Genomic DNA, 17,473 nt, shown 5'->3' with positions numbered 1-17,473 from the left:
ATTCTCCAGGCAAGATCGCTAGGCTCAGCACGAACGGCCGACAGCGCCCGAGTCCCCGAACCATCACACCCCCGTCACGCGACCGTCACCACCCCCCGCTACCGCCCCGGCAACGCCCACCGGAGCGACTCCAAATGACCCAGCACGCCGCGGTCCGCGACGCCGTCCACCGCCACGATCAGCTGTCGAAGCAGGGTCTGCTCGAACGTGCCTTCACCTTCGCGTTCCGCGGCCTCGTCTATGCGCAGATCTGGGAGGACCCGGTCGTCGATATGGAGGCGCTGGCGATCGAACCCGACAGCCACGTCGTCACGATCGCGTCGGGGGGCTGCAACGTGCTGTCCTATCTGACCGCGAACCCGCGCGCGATCACCGCGGTCGATCTCAACACCGCGCACGTCGCGCTCAACCGGCTGAAGCTCGCCGCCGCGCGACATCTCCCCGATCACGACGCGTTCCACCGCTTCTTCGGCCACGCTGCCTCGCGCGCGAACCTCGCCGCCTATCGCGACCACGTCCGCCCACATCTCGACGACGTTACGCGGCGCTACTGGGAGGGCAGGGACCTGATCGGTCGTCGCCGGATCGGCGGGTTCGCGCACGGCGTCCACAAGCGCGGTCTGCTCGGGCGGTTCATCGGCGCAGCGCACCTGCTCGCGCGCGCCAACGGTGTCGATCCGCGGCGCATCCTCGCGGCGACCTCGATCGAGGAGCAGCGCGCGATCTTCGCGGCCGAGATGTCGCCGGTCTTCGATCGGGCCTTCGTCCGCTGGCTCACCGACCAACCCGCCTCGCTCTTCGGCCTCGGCATCCCGCCCGCGCAGTTCGACGAGCTCGCAGGCGAGGCGAAGATGGCCACCGTCCTGCGACAGCGACTCGAAAAGCTCGCCTGCGACTTCGACATCCGCGACAACTACTTCGCGTGGCAGGCGTTCGGCCGCGGCTATGGCGAAGGGCCCGCCGCGTCGCTGCCGCCATATCTCCAGCGCGCACATCATGACGCCATCGTCGCCCGCGCCGATCGCGTCGAGGTTCGCCACGTCAATTTCGGCGACTATCTCGCGACCTGCCCCGACGCCTCGCGCGACCGCTACGTCCTGCTCGACGCGCAGGACTGGATGACCGACGCGCAGCTGATCGCGCTGTGGCGCCAGATCACGCGCACCGCCCGCCCCGGCGCGCGCGTTCTCTTCCGTACCGCGGGCGATGCGACGATCCTCCCCGGCCGCGTCCCCGCCGAGATCCTGTCGCGCTGGCGCTACGAGGCGGAGGCATCGCGTGGCCACACCGCGCGCGACCGGTCCGCGATCTATGGCGGCGTCCATCTCTACGTGCTGGAGGACGTCGCCTGACCGACGCAGCCCACGCCGCGCGGATGGACCGCAACTACGCGTTCCAGCGCCATCTCTACGACGCGACCCGGAAATATTATCTGCTCGGCCGCGACCGCCTGATCCGCGACCTCGCGCCCCCGCCCGGCGGCACGGTGCTGGAGGTGGGCTGCGGCACCGCGCGCAACCTGATCGCGGCCGCGCGGCGCTGGCCCGACGCGCGCTTCCACGGCCTCGACATCTCGGAGGCCATGCTCGCCACCGCGCGCGCGCAGGTCGCGCGGGCAGGGCTCTCCGACCGTATTCTGCTACGACAGGGCGACGCGACCGCGTTCGACGCGCAGGTGCTGTTCGGTATCGCCGGGTTCGATCGCGTGATGCTCAGCTACACGCTGTCGATGATCCCCGACTGGCGCGGCGCGCTCGCCTGCGCGGCCGCCGCCCTTGCCCCCGGCGGTCGCGTATCCATCGTCGATTTCGGCCAGCAGGAGCGGCTCCCCCGCCTCTGGCGCATGATCCTTACGGCATGGCTCGCGCGCTTCCACGTCACTCCGCGCGCCGATCTGGCCGACGCGGTCCGCGCCGCCACGCCCGGCGCGGGCTGGTCGATCCGCATCACCAGCCGCTACCGCGGCTATGTCTGGGATGCCGCGCTCGACCGCGTCTGATCGACCGGCTCGACCACCAAAGTCGCGCCGTCGACCGCGATTACCCGCACCTCCACGCCCACCGCCGCTTCAGGCCCACGTGCCGGCCAGGTCGAATCGCCCACCGTCACGCGCCCGCTGCCATGCTCGATCGCGGTCGCGACTTGCACCACGCTGCCGATCATCCGCGCCGCGCGGTCGTTGAGCAGCGGATCGGTCGTCTTCACCGGAAAGTCGCCATACCAGCGTCGCCCCGCCAGCACCGCCACCACGCTCCACGCCGCGAACGATCCCAGCTGCGCGACGAGCGGCAACTCGGGCATCGCCAGCGTCGCCAGCCCCGTGACGCCCGCAGCCAGCGCAAGAAAGATCAGAAACACCCCCGGCACCGCCAGCTCCGCGATCCCCAGCACCAGCGCCGCCAGGATCCACAGCACCCCGGCGGAGGTGAACAGGTCGATCGTCACGCCTGATCCGGCCCCTTCACCCGCGGCGTCGACACCTGCGCGACCGATGGCTTGCCCGACTGCCCCAGATGCGGCGCCAGCGCGTCCTTCGCCAGCTCGCCGATCCCGCCCAGCGTCCCCATCAGCTGCGTCGCCTCGACGGGGAACAGGATCGTCTTGGCGTTGGGTGATGTCGCGAACTTGCCGATCGCCTCGACATATTTCTGCGCGACGAAATAGTTGATCGCCTGCGTGCCCCCCTGCGCGATCGCGTCGGACACGACGCGCGTCGCCTCGGCCTCCGCGACCGCCGCGCGCTCGCGCGCCTCGGAGTCGCGGAACGCCGACTCGCGCCGCCCCTCTGCCTCGAGGATCCGCGCCTGCTTCTGCCCCTCGGCGCGCAGGATCTCGGAGGCGCGCGTGCCCTCCGCCTCGAGGATGTTGGCGCGCTTCTCGCGTTCCGCCTTCATCTGCCGGCCCATCGCGTTGACGATGTCCGCGGGCGGGCGGATGTCCTTGATCTCGACGCGGGTGATCTTCACCCCCCACGGTGTCGTCGCATGATCGACGACGTTGAGCAGCCGGGCGTTGATCTCGTCGCGCTTCGACAGCGTCTCGTCGAGGTCCATCGATCCCATCACGGTCCGCAGGTTGGTCGTCGTCAGCTGCAACAGCGCGACGTACAGGTCGCTCACCTCGTACGCCGCCTTCGCCGCATCGAGCACCTGGAAGAACACGACCCCGTCGGTCGAGATCATCGCATTGTCCTTGGTGATGATCTCCTGCCCCGGGATATCGATCACCTGCTCCATCATGTTCACCTTGCGGCCGACACGGTAGAAGAAGGCGGGATAGAAATTGAACCCCGGCGCCGCGGTCGTCGTGTACCGTCCGAAATGCTCGATCGTGTAGCGATAGCCCTGCCGCACGATCTTGATGCTCGTGAACAGGTACAGCAGCACCAGCGCCAGCACGAGGATGGCCGCAATCGTCAGCATGGCATCGATACCCCAGGGGAACATGACCCCAGTGTAGCAGCGACCTGACGCACCGGGTAGGGGCCACGCGCATCCCGCCCTAGCGCCGCACCCGCGACTTGGTTACATGGCCCGCCACTCCTGCGCTCTCACCCGGATACGGCACCCCATGGACATTCGCCTCGGCCTCACCTTCGACGACGTGCTGCTCCAGCCCGGCGAGTCCGACGTCCTGCCCAGCGCCGCCGACACGCGGACGTTCGTGACGAAGGGCATCGCGCTCAACATCCCGATCCTGTCGTCCGCGATGGACACCGTCACCGAATCGGACATGGCGATCGTCATGGCGCAGCTCGGCGGGATGGGCGTCCTCCACCGCAACCTGACCATCGAGGAACAGGTCGCCGCGGTCCGGATGGTCAAGCGGTTCGAAAGCGGCATGGTCGTCAACCCGATCACGATCGCCCCCGATGCGACGCTCGGCGATGCGCAGGCGCTGATGGCCGCCAACCGGATCAGCGGCATCCCGGTGGTCGAGCGCGACGGCAAGCTCGTCGGCATCCTCACCAACCGCGACGTCCGATTCGCCGGCAATCCGCGCCAGCCCGTCGCCGAGCTGATGACGCACGAAAACCTCGCCACCGTGTCGGTCGGCGTCGGGCAGGAGGAGGCGCGCCGTCTGCTCCACCAGCGCCGGATCGAGAAGCTTCTCGTCGTCGACGATGCCTATCGCTGCGTCGGCCTCATCACCGTCAAGGATATCGAGAAGGCCGTCACCTACCCGGATGCGACCAAGGACGGCGCCGGCCGCCTCCGCGTCGCCGCCGCCACCACCGTCGGCGACAAGGGGTTCGAGCGGACCGAGGCGCTGGTCGACGCCGAATGCGATCTGATCGTCATCGATACCGCGCACGGCCACAACCGCGACGTCGGCCGCGCGGTCGAGCGTGTGAAGCGGCTGTCCAACTCGGTCCAGGTCATCGCGGGCAACGTCGCGACCGCGGAGGCCACCCGCGCGCTGATCGGCTCGGGCGCGGACGGCGTGAAGGTCGGCATCGGCCCCGGCTCGATCTGCACCACCCGCGTCGTCGCGGGCGTCGGCGTGCCGCAGCTCACCGCAGTGATGGACTGCGCCGAGGCGGGCCTCAAGGCCGGCGTCCCCGTGATCGCCGACGGCGGCCTTCGCACCTCGGGCGATCTCGCCAAGGCGCTCGCCGCCGGCGCCTCGACCTGCATGGTCGGCTCACTGCTCGCCGGCACCGAGGAAGCGCCGGGCGAGACGTTCCTCTACCAGGGCCGCGCGTACAAATCCTATCGCGGCATGGGGTCGGTCGGCGCGATGGGCCGCGGCTCCGCGGACCGCTATTTCCAGGGCGACATCAAGGATCAGTTGAAGCTCGTCCCCGAGGGGATCGAGGGGCAGGTCGCGTTCAAGGGCCCCGCGCGCGACGTGATCCATCAGCTCGTCGGCGGCATCAAGGCGGCGATGGGCTATACCGGCTCCGCCACGCTCGAAGCGCTGCGCGAACGCGCCCGCTTCGTCCAGATCACCGGCGCCGGCCTCACCGAAAGCCACGTTCACGACGTCACGATCACCCGCGAGGCGCCCAACTATCCCACGCGCTGACCTGTCCTATGCGGCCGCTTTCTGTCAGGGCGGGGGGATGACCATCGTATCCGCCGCTATATCCGGTTTTTCGCCCCCCAACCCCGTTCGCACTGAGCTTGTCGAAGCCTGTCCTGAGCGACTGCCGCAGGCAGGCAGTCGAAGGGTGCTGCTTTTCTTCTTTCCGACGCAAAAGAGGGAGGGCACGGCTTCGACAGGCTCAGCCCGAACGGGCAGAGCGCGTGCCACTCGGTTCGCCGCATTTTCATCGCGACCCGCATTTTCACCGCGACGTAGTGACAACTTCGGCAACTTCCGCCCGCTTGGTGCGCCTTTTGCGACCTTCCGCGCATGACCCCCGGCGCCCGCTCGCAAGCCGCGATCGACCTGCTCGAGGCGATCGTCGTCGCCGCCCGTGACGGCGGTGCCGCCGCCGACACGATCATCGCGCGCTATTTCTCGACCCGCCGCTACGCCGGCTCGAAGGACCGCCGCGCGATCCGCGAGCTCGTCTACGCCGCGATCCGCCGCGCGGGCAGCGCGCCGCCAACCGGGCGCTCCGCGCTCGTCGGCCTCGCGCGCGACGACGCGGCGCTCGCCAAGACCTTCGACGGCGCGCCGATGTGCCCCGCTCCCATCACTGCGGGCGAACCCGTCGCGACCGCAGGCATCGCGCCGCCCGCGCTGCTCAAGGTCCTCGCCGCTTCGGGCATCGACGGCGACGAGCTTCCCGCGCTGATCGAACGCGCGCCGCTCGACGTGCGCGTCAATCGCCGCGTCGAGGCCGATCTCGACATCCCCGGTGCGGAGCCGATCGCGGGCCTCCCCGACGCGCTGCGCCTGCCCGCCGGCACCAATGTCGATCCGTTCGCAGGTCAGGTCGAGGTGCAGGACGCGGGCAGCCAGATCGTCACGATGGCCGCGCAGGCGAAGCCGGGCCAGTCGATCGTCGACCTGTGTGCAGGCGCGGGGGGCAAGACGCTGTCGCTTGCCGCGACGATGGACGATACCGGCGCGATCCTCGCCTGCGACATCGATCGCGCGCGCCTGTCGCGGCTCGAACCCCGCGCGCGCAAGGCCGGCGTCTCGATCGTCGAGCCCCGCCTCCTCAACCCCGCGCAGGAAGCCGCGGCGCTCGCGGACTGGCAGGGCAGGGCAGATACCGTGCTGATTGATGCGCCGTGCTCCGGCACCGGCACGTGGCGGCGCAACCCGGAGGCGCGCTGGCGGCTCGATCCGCGCCGGATCGCGCGCTTCGTCGAGACGCAGCGCCACGTCCTCAACATCGCGCGCCCGCTCGTCCGGCCGGGTGGCGCGCTCGTCTACATCGTCTGCTCGCTCCTCGACGACGAGGGCGCGGGGCAGGTGGCGCAGTTCCTCGCCGATCATCCGACCTGGCAGGCCGAGCCGCTGGCGCTCCCCGCCGGCCGTCCGCGTGGCGCGGGCCTGCGCCTCACCCCCGCGCACGACGCCACCGACGGCTTTTTTGTCGCGCGGCTGCGCGCGCCATGATAGCCGACTGATATCGTGCCGAAACTGGAGCCGATCATGCGTTATACCTCCGTCGCTGTCGCCCTATCGCTGGCGCTGGTGTCGATCTCCACCTCGCTACAGGGGCAGCGTCCCGACGACCAGATCGACGCGAAGTCGATGGCGCTGCTTGCGGAAGGCCGCGCCGCGAAAGCCGCGGGCAATCTCGACGGCGCGACCGACATGCTCGAAACCGCGGTCGCGGTCGATCCGCGCAACCGCCAGGCGTTCGTCGCGCTCGCGCAGGTCGCCGAGGCGCGCCAGCTCCCCGGCAAAGCGATCCGTCTCTACCGCGAGGCGCTGCTCCTCGAACCCAACGACGTCGTCGCGCTCGAAGGGCAGGGGGAAGCGCTTGTCGCCAAAGGCGCCGTGATCCGCGCGAAGGAAAACCTCGCGAGGATCAAGACGCTCTGCAAGGGCGCGTGTCCGCAGGCCACCTCGCTCGCCGCCACGATCGCCAAGGGACCCCCGCCGGTCGCGACCGCCTCGGTCGTCCCCGCCAAGCCGACCACCGCGAAGGAATAGGGCGGGGCACCAACAACGTCCGTTCGCACTGAGCCTGTCGAAGCCCGTCCTGAGCGCCTGCCTTGGCAGGCAGTCGAAGGGTGTTGCCGTTCCTCTGGCTTACCCCAGAACCCGCGCCACCGCGACGAACTCGTCGACCGACACCGTCTCCGCCCGCCGCGTCGCCTCGATCCCCAATGCCTCCAGTGCCGCCAACGCCCCCGGCACCCCGCGCAGGCTCTGCCGCAGCATCTTGCGCCGCTGCCCGAACGCCGCCGCGGTCACCCGCTCCAGCGTCGCCAGCCGCACGCCTTTGGGCGCTTCGACCGGTTCGATATGCACCACGGCGGACATCACCTTGGGCGGCGGGGTGAACGCGGACCGGTGCACCGGCATCGCCAGCCGCGCGGTCGATCGCCACTGCGCCAGCACCGCCAGCCGGCCGTAAGCGTCGTCCCCGGCCTTCGCGACGATCCGGTCCGCCACCTCGCGCTGGAACATCAGCGTCAGGCTCCGCCACCACGGCATCCACTCCGCCGACAGCCACCGCACCAGCAGCGCGGTGCCGACGTTGTACGGCAGGTTCGCGACGATCCGCGGTTGCCCCGCGAACAACGCCGCGGCATCCACCTCCAGTGCGTCGCCCTCGATCACCGCCAGCCGGTCCGGGAAGGCCTCGCCCAGTTCGCCCAGCGCCGGGATGCAGCGATGATCCCGCTCGATCGCGATCACCCGTGCACCCCGTCCCAGCAGCGCCCGCGTCAATCCCCCCGGCCCGGGCCCGATCTCCAGCACTTCCGCATCGGCGAGATCCCCCGGCACCCGTGCGATCCGGTCGAGCAGCTGCGCATCGAACAGGAAATTCTGCCCCAGCGCCTTCGACGCCGCCAGCCCGTGCCGCGCGATCACTTCCCGCAACGGCGGCAGCGGCACCGCCGGCTCGCGCACCGTCACGCCACCTTCCCGCAGCGCATCCGCCGCGTCGCCGCCTCGCCCGCCATCGCGATCGCCGCGATCGTCGCGCCCGGCTCGGCGCGATCCTGTCCCGCCAGATCGAATGCGGTGCCGTGGTCGGGCGACGTCCGTACCACTGGCAGGCCCAGCGTGATGTTGACCCCCTCGTCGAAATGCAGCGTCTTGAGCGGCACCAGCGCCTGATCGTGATAGCAGCACATCGCCGCATCGTACCGCGCCCGCGCCCTCGGATGGAACATCGTGTCCGCCGCGAACGGCCCGGTCGCGTCGATCCCCTCGGCGCGCAATTGCTCGATCGCGGGGATCATCACCTCGATCTCCTCGCGACCGATCGCCCCGCTCTCGCCGGCGTGCGGATTGAACCCGGCAAAGGCAAGCCGCGGCGCGACGATCCCGAAATTTACCGCCAGACCGCGCGCGGTCGCCCGCGCCTTCGCCACGATCAGTTCGATCGTCAGCATCTCGGACACCGCGGCGAGCGGCACGTGCGTCGTGATCGGCACCACCCGAAGCGTCGGCCCGGCGAGCATCATCACCGCATTCTCCGGCGCGATTCCGCACCGCTCGGAAATGAACTCGGTCTGCCCCGGATACACGAACCCGATCTGGTAGAGCTGTGCCTTCGACACCGGCCCGGTCACGATCGCCCGCGCCGCGCCGGACCGCGCCAGGCCCGCCGCCAACTCGAGCGAATGGAGCGCACAGCGCGCGCCGTCGATATCGGGCACGCCCGGCACGATCTCGCCCGCATCCTCGACCGTCAGCACCGGCAGCGCATCGGCGAACACGCCCGCCACCTCGGAAGGGTCGCCGACCGTCGCGATTGGCCCGGACCACACCCGCGCCACCGCCCGGGCATCGCCGACCGCGACGAAGGGCGGCAAAGCACGATCATGCCGCGCATCCCAGGCCTTGGCGACGATCTCGGGACCGATCCCCGCCGGGTCGCCCATCGAAACCGCGATCGGCACCGTCACCGCGCGATCCTCAGCGATATTCGATGATCGCGTCGCGGCGCAGGTCGCGCAGCGTCTGCTGCGCCCGAAGATTGACCCGCTGCTGCTCGAGTTGGCCCTGGATCTGGTCCGCACCCGGCAGGCCGCTCGCCGGCGGATCGTCGCGGCCGCACAGCACCAGCGTACGCACGCCCTCGGTCGGCGAGCCGAACGGTGGTGTGGCTTGCCCGATCGACAACGCCAGGACGATCGTCTGGAGCTGCGGCGGCAGGTCGCGGATGCGGATCGTGTCGTTGTCGACCACCTCGGCGTTGATCCCCGCCGCGACCTTCGCGACCGAGCCGCAGCCCTGGAGCGCCTGCGTCGCCTTGGCGAACTCGCTCGTCCGGCGCGCGGCGTCCGCCTCGGTCGTGCCCGCCGGGAAGCGGATCGTGATCTGCTTGAGGTTCAGCTTGGCGTCGCGCGGATCGGCCGCCAGCACCTTGCGCTTGTCGACAAGGTACAGGATCGAGAACCCGCCGGGCACCTCGACCGGCCCGGCGACCTGCCCGACCTGCATCTGCCCCGCCGCCGCGGCGATCTGCTCGGGAAGCTGCGCGGCGCGCACCCAGTCGAGATCGCCGCCGACGGCGCGGGTCGAGGCTTCGGAATAGGTGCGCGCGAAATAGTCGAATGGCGCCTTGCCCTTCTGGATCTCACCGATCAGCTGGCGCGCGGTCGCGAAGACCTGCTCGGTCCGCTCGGGCGTCGCCGAGACGTAGATTTCCTTGAGATGGAACTCCTCGGTGCCTTGGGCGGCCTTGAGGCGGTCGATGATCGCCTTCACCTCCTCGTCGCCGACGTTGACGAACGGCTCGACGCGGCGACGCAGATAGCGGCTCCACGCCAGCTCCGCCTCGATCTGGCGGCGCAGCGAACGCTCGGACGAGCCCTGTTCGCGCAGGAACGCGCGCATCTGCGGCGCGGTGCGGCCGAAGTTCTTGGCGATCCGGTCGAAGCTCTGGTTGATCTCGTCGCTCGTGATCGTGATGTCGCGCGCCTTGGCTTCCTGGATCTGGAGCGTCTCGTCGATTAGCCGGCGTAGCACCTCGAGGCGAAGGCGATCGCGCTCCTCGGGGTTCAGCGCCATCTGGTTCGCCGACAGGATCAACGCGACCCGCTGGTCGACGTCGGTGCCCGTGATGACGGTATCGTTGACGATCGCGGTGGGCTTGCGCAGGTTGGGGTCGACCTTGCCGAACACTGTCAGGTTCTGCGGTATGTTGAGGTTCGTCTGCGGCACTGCCTGGTCGGGCACGGTATCCTGCGCCACCGCAGCGGTCGCCGCCAGCCCGGCAAGGACGAGGCCGAACGTCCGCGCGGCGCGGGTCGGCTTCGACGATGCCGACTTCGATCGTGTATGGATCACTCGCTTCAAAACCCCATGAGCGCGCAGGCGCCGGAAACATATCGCGCCGGAACGGTGCCCGGACGGGACCACTTGCGCAGAACTGGCTGAACCCCGGCTTAGCGGCCGAGATTCTTGAACGCCAGCGTCAACAGGTAGCTGTTGCCGCGGCTCGCGTCACCATTGGTCTGGTAGTCGCGCTTCCACGTCGCGCCCATGCGCAGGCAATCGTCCTCGTACTGCACGCCGATCCGATGACGGATCGGGTCGAATCCGTCGGACAGAGACAGCACGTCCTCGCCGCGATCGGTCAGGTCGACGACCGCGGAGGCGAAGGCGGACCAGAAGCGACCGAACTGCACGCGCCCGCCCACGCGCGCCTCCTCGCGGTCGCGCAGGTCCTCGATCGCGGCGGAGATGTTGCGGTTCAGGCGGAGATAGCCCAGCGTCAGGTAGGTCGCGCGGCTGCCGATCGTCGCATCGATCTCGTTGCGCCGCACCGCGAAGCCGCTGCGATCGAGGCGATAGCGGTGGACGACCGAGACGAAATCGCGGACCCGCACCTCGGTACGTCCGACGATGTCGGAGAACCGGTCGCTCAGCCCGGTGCCGTCGGGCAGGATCGAGGGACGCTCGTTGAGACGATAGCTTTGTCCGATCACCGTGCTGATGGCGACACCGGGAATGTCGAGCGCCCATTCGCCGCCATAGGTGACGCGCGACGAATCCTCCCAGCGATCGTAGCCCGGGAAGCGATTGAGCGCGAAGAGGTTCGAATCCTCGAGATCGACCGCGCGCGAATCCTCGTTGGGCAGCGTCAGGTTCGCGATCCGCGGCGAGGCGACGAGCTGAACGCGCGGTGTAAACCGCTGCGTGCCCCCAAACAACGTGCCGACGAATGGCCATTTCACGTCGGCAGCGACTGCACCGATCGCACGTGTCTGGAATCCTTCCAGCCCGCGATAGGTAACGACCGACGTCGCGAGCGTGTCGCGGGTGTTGTAGGCGTCGCCGCGGGCGAACGCGGTGAAGGTGACTTCCTGGCCCCAGTTCGTCAGGCGCCGCAGGTCCCACTGCGCGCTCACGAATGCGCGCTGCGTATCCTGCCCCTCGCGGCGGCCGATCGCCAGCGAATTGGCCTGAAGCTGAACCGTGCCGCCAGCCAGCACTTCGGGCAGCCGAAGCCGATAGTCGATCTCGGGCAGCGCGACAGGCTGCAACCCTTGCACATCGGTCAGCCGCATCGTCTGGACCGCCCAGCCCGCGATCGACAGATAGCTGTTCGGATCGACGCGCTCGAGGGCCAGCGTGGTCCGCAGCCGGTCGTCGCGCGAGATATCGTAGCGGCGCAGGAACGTCTTGTCGGTAACGATCCGCATCGAGCCCGACAGGCTCCAGTTTCGCGAAAGCTGGAAACGTCCGGTGCCGTCGAGATAACCGCGGAACGCACGCTCGGTGACGGGCACGTTGCCGCTGAAATCGTCGCTGCGTCGGCTCGACGTCGCGTAGCCGGTGATGCTGTATGCGCCGATCTCGTTGAGCGAGCGGTAGTTCAGCTGCAGCATCGGCAGCACACTGGTATAGATCCGCGGCGTCACCGTCAGGCCCTTGTTCGGCCCGAAGCTGAAATAATAGGGAACCGATAGTTCCAGCCCGTTGACCCGGTTGAGCCGGATATTGGGATTAAGCAGCCCGCTCTCATTCCCATCGCCGACCGGATGCGAGAATTTCGGCAGCGGGATCGTCGGCAAGCCGAACAGGTTAAGCCGCGCGCCGACATAATAGACGCGCTGGCGATCGGGCCGATAGGTCACGCGCACTGCGGTGATCTTCCACGTCGGCTCCTTGGGGCAGCCCGCCGACGTCTCGACCGCACACGGCGTATAGGCGGCACGGCGCAGCGAGATCGATCCATCGGTCGCGCGCGTGCCCTGTTCCGCCGCGATCCGCCCGCCGCGCTCCAGCACCACGAGCATATTGTCGACCACGCCATCCTTGAGCGAATCGGTCAACTCGATCGAATCGCCATAGGCGATGTCGCCTTCGGGATTGGTCACCGCGATCGATCCGGTCGCAAGAACCTTGCCGGTCTTGCGGTTCCACGTCACCCTGTCGGCACGCAGTCGCTGGCCTTCGCGGAACATGCGCACGTCGGTCGTCGCGGTGACGATATCGTCGTTGCTGTCATATTCCAACGCGCCGGCGCTGAACTGCACCTGATCGGGGTCGGTCGGGGCAGGGGCATCTGCCGGTGGCGGCGCGACACCGCGATCCTGAAGATCCTGCGCGGTCGCAGGCGCTGAGAGGGCAAGCGCCAGCGCCAGAACGGCCAGGGCAGTCGGTTCGAAACGCCTCACGAAATCTGACCGCTTGCCCCCACGCGCGGCCGGGATGGCGGCGGTGAACGCGCCCTATCGCATCGCTTCACCCCCGCTGCAATCGCGGATCGGGTGCGCGGCGAACGCAGCCCGGCAATCCACCGCGGACATTGCCCGCGGCGACATGCGATCCTAGAGATGCCGGTCAACGAGAACAGGATCCGCACCCCCATGCAAATCACTTTCGCTTCCAGCCGCCCCGCCGCCGCCGGCGTGATCGCAGTCCCGGTCGCCAAGGCGGACGCGATGTCGGTCGCCGTCGCGGACCTCTCGCCCGAATCGCTTGCGGTCGTGCGTGCGGCGGCGTCCGGGCAGCGATTCGAAGGTGAAGCGGGATCGTCCGCGGATGCGTTCGTGGTCGAGAACGGAACCGCGCTGCACGTCGTTCTGCTCGGCGTCGGCGACGGCGACGAGCCTGGGTACGAGCGTGCTGGCGGCGCCCTCTCCGCTCGCCTGCTGACCTCGGGCAAGACCGCGGTCACGGTCGACCTCGAGCACACCGCACCGACGCCGACCGCGATCGCGAGATTCGCGGCGGGCGCACAGCAGCGGGCATGGCGATACGATACCTATCGCACCAAGCTGCCGGAGAAGCAGAAGCCGACGCTCACCCAGATCACGATCGTCGGCGCGCCGGACGGGACCGAAGCAGCGTGGGCTAGCCGCGACGCCGTGACCCAGGGGCTGGGGCTGACCAGAACGCTCGTCACGCTGCCGCCCAACATCCTCTATCCCGAAAGCTTCGTCGCGCACGTCACGAAGGACGTCGAGGGACTCGGGCTCGAGGTGATCGTCGTCGACGAGGCGCAGATGCGCGAGTTGGGAATGGGGTCGCTGCTCGGCGTCAGCCAGGGCTCGGTGCGCGAGGCGCGGATCCTGGCGCTCAAATGGTCGGGCGCAGCCGCCGAGGCGCCGACGCTGGCGCTGGTGGGCAAGGGCGTGACGTTCGACACCGGCGGGATTTCGATCAAGCCGGCTGCCGGCATGGAAGACATGAAGTGGGACATGGGCGGCGCGGGCGCGGTCGCCGGCGCGATGAAGGCGCTCGCCGCGCGCAAGGCCAAGGCGAACGTCGTCGGCGTGATGGGCCTCGTCGAGAATATGCCGGACGGCAACGCGCAGCGCCCCGGCGACGTCGTGACGTCGATGTCCGGCCAGACGATCGAGGTCATCAATACCGATGCGGAAGGGCGCCTCGTCCTCGCCGACGCGATCACGTGGACGCAGCAGACGTTCAAGCCCGCGACGATCGTCGATCTCGCGACGCTGACCGGCGCGATGATTATCGCTTTGGGCCACGAGCATGGCGGCCTGTTCGCCAACGACGATACACTGGCCGAGCAGTTGCTGGCGGCTGGCAGGGCGAGCGGCGACCTGTTGTGGCGCTTCCCGCTGTCGCCCGCCTACGACAAGCTGATCGACTCGCCGATCGCGGACATGAAGAATGTCGGCGTACGCGGCGCGGGCTCGATCACCGCGGCGCAGTTCATCCAGCGTTTCGTCGACGACGGCGTCAAATGGGCGCATCTCGACATCGCGGGCATGGTCTGGGCCGACAAGCCCGCCGCGACCTGGGACAAGGGCGCAACCGGCTACGGCGTGCGCCTGCTGGACCGCTTCGTCATGAATAATTTCGAGGCGTAACGCGCGGCCCCCATGCCGGCCAAGGCGGGTATCTCGCCATAATGGTCGCCCCGGCTTTGTCCGGGGTGACGGCCGCCCGATTTGACGCCATAGCCCGTCACCATGCAGGTCGATTTCTACCACCTGACGGCAGCGCTCGACCGGGCGTTGCCGGTTATCGCCGGCAAGGTTATCGCATCGGGTGCGCGGTTGCTCGTCGTTTCTGCGGACGAGGTGCAGCGTGCCGCGATCGACCGGCTGCTATGGACGCATGCCGCCGACAGCTTCCTGCCGCACGCGCAAGCGGGCAGCGACGACGATACCGCACAACCGATCCTGATCGCGGCCGATGTCACGCCGGCGAACGGTGCGCGTCACGTCGCGATCATCGACGGCACGTGGCGCGACGCTGCGCTGGCATTCGACCGTGCCTTCCACTTCTTCGACGACGAGACGATCCGCGAGGCCCGGCTTGCCTGGAAGGTGCTCGGCGAGCGCGACGGCGTCGAGCGGCGCTATTGGAAGCAGACCGAAACGGGCGGATGGGAACAGGCTGCCTGACGGTTGCATTCGTGCGCCCTCACGCCTACGAGCGCCGCAGTTTTCCGCCACTTCCAACGACAGGAGCCCGTGACCGTCATGGCCGCGAACCGTACCTTTTCGATCATCAAGCCCGACGCCACCCGCCGCAACCTGACCGGTGCGGTCACGAAGATGCTGGAAGAGGCCGGCCTCCGCGTCATCGCCTCCAAGCGCATCCAGATGACCACGGAGCAGGCCGAGGGCTTCTACGCGGTCCACAAGGAGCGTCCCTTCTTCGGCGAGCTGGTGACGTTCATGACGTCAGGTCCCGTCGTCGTGCAGGTGCTCGAGGGCGACAATGCGATGCAGCGCAACCGCGACGTCATGGGCGCGACCAACCCCGAGAACGCCGCCCCCGGTACGATCCGCAAGGAACTGGCCGAATCGATCGAGGCGAACACCGTCCACGGGTCGGATTCGGATGAGAACGCCGAGATCGAGATCGCGTACTTCTTCAAGCCGGAAGAGATCGTGGGCTGATGCGCTGGCCGCTGCGACGCGCGGAGGCGGGCGATGCGCCTGCGGTTTCGCTCGTCGCGGCAGCCAGTTTCCTCGAGACGTTCGTCGGCGTCATGCCGGCGGACGATATCGTCGCGCATCTCGCGACGAAGAGTGCACCCGCCCACTTCGCGACGTGGATCGCGGATCCCGCCTCGGTCGTCACGATCGCGACGCATCCCGACACGGGCGCGCCTGTCGGCTACGCCGTCCTGACCACCCCGGACGAGGTCGGCGACACCCGCACGGCCGATATCGAGCTTCGCCGGATCTACACGCTGTCGCTCACCAGCGGCACCGGCCTCGGCGCCATGTTGATGGCGCAGGCGATCACGGACGCGAGCGCGATGCATTACCGCCGGATCCTGCTCGGCGTCTTCGCGCGCAACACGCGCGCCTGTGCCTTCTACGAACGACAGGGCTTCCGCGTCGTGGCGGAACGCAAGTTCAAGGTCGGCAGAGCCCTCTACGACGACTTCGTCTACGCCCGCGACCTCTGACGCGTCACTTCGGCGCGCGCGCCCATAGCGGGTCGAGCGCCTTCGCCGTGCCGCCCCGCGCGCGTAGCCTCAGGCCGTCGAGCCGTACCGTCCGCCCGCGCAGCATCCGGCCCTCGGTCCGCCAAATTATATCGTAGGTGTTCGTCGCCGCCCGCGCGATATCACCGTCCCAGTAGCGGACCGTCACCAGCACCGGCAGCCGGCCCGCCCGGTCGTCCGCGCCGCCATCGGTCGCGGCCAGGATCGCATCGTCGAACCAGTCTGCGTCGATCTTCGGCTCGACCGGATGCTGCGCTGGAACGCCAAGCGCGTTGGGGAAGACGACTGCCATGTCGGAAATGTCATGCTTCGGATCCTCGATCACGAGCGTCCGTCCGCCACCAGTCACGCTGGCCTCCAGATCGACGCGCGACCGTTCGCGCGCCTCGCTGCTTTCGGCCTGCACCTTCGCCTGCTCGTCGGTGCGCCGATCCGACCAGTTGCTCCACAGCGTCAGCCCCGCGATCACGACCCCCGCCACCGCCAGCACCTCCGCGAGCGTGATCCAGCGCCGCCGCGTGGCGGCCGCTTCCGCACGTTCCGCCGGTGTTTCGGGTATGTCGCTCATCGCCCGCCTGCCTCGAGCAACCGACGCGGTGCGGCAAGTTCCCAGCTTTCCGCCACCTTGTTCCCGACATGATCCCAGTCGGTGTCCGGTGCGCCGACGCGAATCGCGATCCAGCCCGACGGGCCCAGATAGGGAGGGATGTAGTAGAGCGCGGGGTCGTACTCTACGAGCATCGCCTGCTGCTCGCGATCTGCGGTCCTCACCATCACCGCGGTTTCGCCGTCTGCGTGATGATCGTGCCAGATATACGCGAACGCCTTGCCGGTCCCGACGAAGAACCCGGGCGATCCGTGCGACAGCTTCTCGATGGCTTCGGGAAGCGCCAGCGCGATCGTGCGCAGCCGCTCGAGATCGGCGGGGTAATCCGGGCTCATCGCGATACATACTCCGCCAGCATCCGGGGATAGAGCGCATGTTCTGCCGCCAGCACGCGTGCGGCAAGCGATTCGACGTCGTCACCGGGCAGGATCGGGACCCGCGCCTGACCGATCACCGCGCCTGCGTCGAGCTCCTCGGTGACGACATGGACCGAGCAGCCACCATCCGCATCACCCGCGGCGATCGCGCGCGCATGGGTGTCGAGCCCCTTGTAGTTCGGTAGCAGCGAGGGATGGATGTTGACGATCCGGTTGCGCCAGCGCGCGACGAAATCGTTCGAGAGCAGCCGCATATAGCCCGCCAGCGCGATGAACTCCGCCCCCGCCGCACGAATGGCGGCGTCGAGTGCGGCCTCGTAGGCGGGCTTGCCGATGGGCTTCGGTGCCAGCGCGAAGGTGGCGATGCCATGTTCGAGCGCCCAGGCAAGCCCGGCCGCGGCGGGTTTGTCGGACGCGACGAGTACGACTTCGTACGGGCAGTTCACATCGCGCGCCGCCGCACAGAGCGACTGCATATTGGAGCCACGCCCGGAGATCAGGATCGCGACC

At 68.7% G+C, this 17,473-nt stretch carries 18 protein-coding genes; 9 read left to right on the top strand and 9 right to left on the bottom strand.

Annotated elements, in window-relative coordinates; translation table 11 throughout:
- The first annotated feature begins 134 nt into the window (after positions 1 to 134).
- A complete protein-coding gene (locus tag ACV7NO_RS10820) occupies positions 135 to 1,352 on the top strand; it encodes a BtaA family protein (RefSeq protein ID WP_463406004.1) in 1,218 nt (405 codons plus the stop codon).
- Between the two features lie 23 nt (positions 1,353 to 1,375).
- Positions 1,376 to 1,999 (top strand): class I SAM-dependent methyltransferase, encoded by a 624-nt coding sequence (locus ACV7NO_RS10815; protein WP_463406003.1) that lies wholly within the window; start codon positions 1,376 to 1,378, stop codon positions 1,997 to 1,999.
- Here the strand turns inward: ACV7NO_RS10815 and ACV7NO_RS10810 are convergent.
- Entirely contained in the window at positions 1,966 to 2,445 is a 480-nt protein-coding gene (locus tag ACV7NO_RS10810) for an NfeD family protein (protein ID WP_463406002.1), read from the bottom strand. The genes ACV7NO_RS10815 and ACV7NO_RS10810 overlap by 34 nt on opposite strands.
- Positions 2,442 to 3,422 carry an SPFH domain-containing protein gene (locus tag ACV7NO_RS10805; protein WP_463406001.1) on the bottom strand — a complete coding sequence of 327 codons (981 nt, stop codon included), beginning with the start codon at positions 3,420 to 3,422 and terminating at the stop codon, positions 2,442 to 2,444. Before ACV7NO_RS10805 ends, ACV7NO_RS10810 begins: the two co-directional genes overlap by 4 nt.
- A 148-nt stretch (positions 3,423 to 3,570) precedes the next feature.
- On the opposite strand from ACV7NO_RS10805, the gene guaB reads away from it, so the two are divergent.
- The 3 genes from guaB (at position 3,571) to ACV7NO_RS10790 (ending at position 7,062) form a co-directional block, all read left to right on the top strand.
- Complete coding sequence (gene guaB / locus ACV7NO_RS10800) at positions 3,571 to 5,028, top strand: IMP dehydrogenase (RefSeq protein ID WP_463406000.1); 1,458 nt, start codon at positions 3,571 to 3,573, stop codon at positions 5,026 to 5,028.
- A gap of 330 nt (positions 5,029 to 5,358) precedes the next feature.
- Positions 5,359 to 6,519, top strand: coding sequence for an RsmB/NOP family class I SAM-dependent RNA methyltransferase (locus ACV7NO_RS10795; RefSeq protein WP_463405999.1), 1,161 nt, complete (start codon positions 5,359 to 5,361; stop codon positions 6,517 to 6,519).
- Between the two features lie 36 nt (positions 6,520 to 6,555).
- The gene (locus ACV7NO_RS10790; protein ID WP_463405998.1) at positions 6,556 to 7,062 is read left to right on the top strand and encodes a tetratricopeptide repeat protein; all 507 of its coding nucleotides are present in this window, start codon (positions 6,556 to 6,558) and stop codon (positions 7,060 to 7,062) included.
- A gap of 99 nt (positions 7,063 to 7,161) precedes the next feature.
- Here the strand turns inward: ACV7NO_RS10790 and rsmA are convergent, their stop codons facing one another.
- From rsmA to ACV7NO_RS10770, 4 genes are all read right to left on the bottom strand, one after another.
- Entirely contained in the window at positions 7,162 to 7,989 is an 828-nt protein-coding gene (gene rsmA / locus ACV7NO_RS10785) for a 16S rRNA (adenine(1518)-N(6)/adenine(1519)-N(6))-dimethyltransferase RsmA (RefSeq protein WP_463407322.1), read from the bottom strand.
- A 2-nt stretch (positions 7,990 to 7,991) separates the two neighbouring features.
- Positions 7,992 to 8,993 (bottom strand): 4-hydroxythreonine-4-phosphate dehydrogenase PdxA, encoded by a 1,002-nt coding sequence (gene pdxA / locus ACV7NO_RS10780; protein WP_463405997.1) that lies wholly within the window; start codon positions 8,991 to 8,993, stop codon positions 7,992 to 7,994.
- A gap of 10 nt (positions 8,994 to 9,003) precedes the next feature.
- Complete coding sequence (locus ACV7NO_RS10775; RefSeq protein ID WP_463405996.1) at positions 9,004 to 10,380, bottom strand: peptidylprolyl isomerase; 1,377 nt, start codon at positions 10,378 to 10,380, stop codon at positions 9,004 to 9,006.
- A 98-nt stretch (positions 10,381 to 10,478) separates the two neighbouring features.
- On the bottom strand, positions 10,479 to 12,716 hold the full coding sequence (locus tag ACV7NO_RS10770) for an LPS-assembly protein LptD (RefSeq protein WP_463405995.1): 2,238 nt from the start codon (positions 12,714 to 12,716) through the stop codon (positions 10,479 to 10,481).
- Between the two features lie 192 nt (positions 12,717 to 12,908).
- Here ACV7NO_RS10770 and ACV7NO_RS10765 point away from each other — a divergent pair, with 192 nt between their 5' ends.
- From ACV7NO_RS10765 to ACV7NO_RS10750, 4 genes are all read left to right on the top strand, one after another.
- The gene (locus tag ACV7NO_RS10765; RefSeq protein ID WP_463405994.1) at positions 12,909 to 14,381 is read left to right on the top strand and encodes a leucyl aminopeptidase; all 1,473 of its coding nucleotides are present in this window, start codon (positions 12,909 to 12,911) and stop codon (positions 14,379 to 14,381) included.
- A 102-nt stretch (positions 14,382 to 14,483) separates the two neighbouring features.
- Positions 14,484 to 14,921: a DNA polymerase III subunit chi gene (locus ACV7NO_RS10760; RefSeq protein WP_463405993.1), complete on the top strand. Its 438-nt coding sequence runs from the start codon at positions 14,484 to 14,486 to the stop codon at positions 14,919 to 14,921.
- Between the two features lie 78 nt (positions 14,922 to 14,999).
- Complete coding sequence (ndk, locus tag ACV7NO_RS10755; protein ID WP_463405992.1) at positions 15,000 to 15,422, top strand: nucleoside-diphosphate kinase; 423 nt, start codon at positions 15,000 to 15,002, stop codon at positions 15,420 to 15,422.
- Complete coding sequence (locus tag ACV7NO_RS10750) at positions 15,422 to 15,940, top strand: N-acetyltransferase family protein (protein ID WP_463405991.1); 519 nt, start codon at positions 15,422 to 15,424, stop codon at positions 15,938 to 15,940. The genes ndk and ACV7NO_RS10750 overlap by 1 nt, the downstream gene beginning before the upstream one ends.
- A gap of 4 nt (positions 15,941 to 15,944) precedes the next feature.
- Here the strand turns inward: ACV7NO_RS10750 and ACV7NO_RS10745 are convergent, their stop codons facing one another.
- The 3 genes from ACV7NO_RS10745 to purN are packed head-to-tail and all read right to left on the bottom strand — an operon-like array spanning position 15,945 to position 17,439.
- Positions 15,945 to 16,547 (bottom strand): hypothetical protein, encoded by a 603-nt coding sequence (locus ACV7NO_RS10745; RefSeq protein ID WP_463405990.1) that lies wholly within the window; start codon positions 16,545 to 16,547, stop codon positions 15,945 to 15,947.
- Positions 16,544 to 16,921: an MmcQ/YjbR family DNA-binding protein gene (locus ACV7NO_RS10740; RefSeq protein WP_463405989.1), complete on the bottom strand. Its 378-nt coding sequence runs from the start codon at positions 16,919 to 16,921 to the stop codon at positions 16,544 to 16,546. The genes ACV7NO_RS10745 and ACV7NO_RS10740 overlap by 4 nt, the downstream gene beginning before the upstream one ends.
- Positions 16,918 to 17,439, bottom strand: a complete 522-nt coding sequence (purN, locus tag ACV7NO_RS10735) for a phosphoribosylglycinamide formyltransferase (RefSeq protein ID WP_463407321.1) — start codon at positions 17,437 to 17,439, stop codon at positions 16,918 to 16,920. Before purN ends, ACV7NO_RS10740 begins: the two co-directional genes overlap by 4 nt.
- Positions 17,440 to 17,473 lie beyond the last annotated feature (34 nt).

The organism is Sphingomonas sp. Ell38C01 (genome assembly GCF_055231975.1).
Note: the sequence above shows the minus strand (reverse complement) of the source record. Positions and strands in the feature narration are given on the sequence as shown.

Bases quoted from the DNA above. Each gene is read 5' to 3' on its own strand.
- ACV7NO_RS10820 (WP_463406004.1), top strand. From the start codon at position 135: ATGACCCAGCACGCCGCGGTCCGCGACGCCGTCCACCGCCACGATCAG.
- ACV7NO_RS10815 (WP_463406003.1), top strand. From the start codon at position 1,376: ATGGACCGCAACTACGCGTTCCAGCGCCATCTCTACGACGCGACCCGG.
- ACV7NO_RS10805 (WP_463406001.1), bottom strand. From the start codon at position 3,422: ATGCTGACGATTGCGGCCATCCTCGTGCTGGCGCTGGTGCTGCTGTAC.
- guaB (WP_463406000.1), top strand. From the start codon at position 3,571: ATGGACATTCGCCTCGGCCTCACCTTCGACGACGTGCTGCTCCAGCCC.
- ACV7NO_RS10795 (WP_463405999.1), top strand. From the start codon at position 5,359: ATGACCCCCGGCGCCCGCTCGCAAGCCGCGATCGACCTGCTCGAGGCG.
- ACV7NO_RS10790 (WP_463405998.1), top strand. From the start codon at position 6,556: ATGCGTTATACCTCCGTCGCTGTCGCCCTATCGCTGGCGCTGGTGTCG.
- ACV7NO_RS10765 (WP_463405994.1), top strand. From the start codon at position 12,909: ATGCAAATCACTTTCGCTTCCAGCCGCCCCGCCGCCGCCGGCGTGATC.
- ACV7NO_RS10760 (WP_463405993.1), top strand. From the start codon at position 14,484: ATGCAGGTCGATTTCTACCACCTGACGGCAGCGCTCGACCGGGCGTTG.
- ndk (WP_463405992.1), top strand. From the start codon at position 15,000: ATGGCCGCGAACCGTACCTTTTCGATCATCAAGCCCGACGCCACCCGC.
- ACV7NO_RS10750 (WP_463405991.1), top strand. From the start codon at position 15,422: ATGCGCTGGCCGCTGCGACGCGCGGAGGCGGGCGATGCGCCTGCGGTT.
- ACV7NO_RS10745 (WP_463405990.1), bottom strand. From the start codon at position 16,547: ATGAGCGACATACCCGAAACACCGGCGGAACGTGCGGAAGCGGCCGCC.
- ACV7NO_RS10740 (WP_463405989.1), bottom strand. From the start codon at position 16,921: ATGAGCCCGGATTACCCCGCCGATCTCGAGCGGCTGCGCACGATCGCG.
- purN (WP_463407321.1), bottom strand. From the start codon at position 17,439: ATGCAGTCGCTCTGTGCGGCGGCGCGCGATGTGAACTGCCCGTACGAA.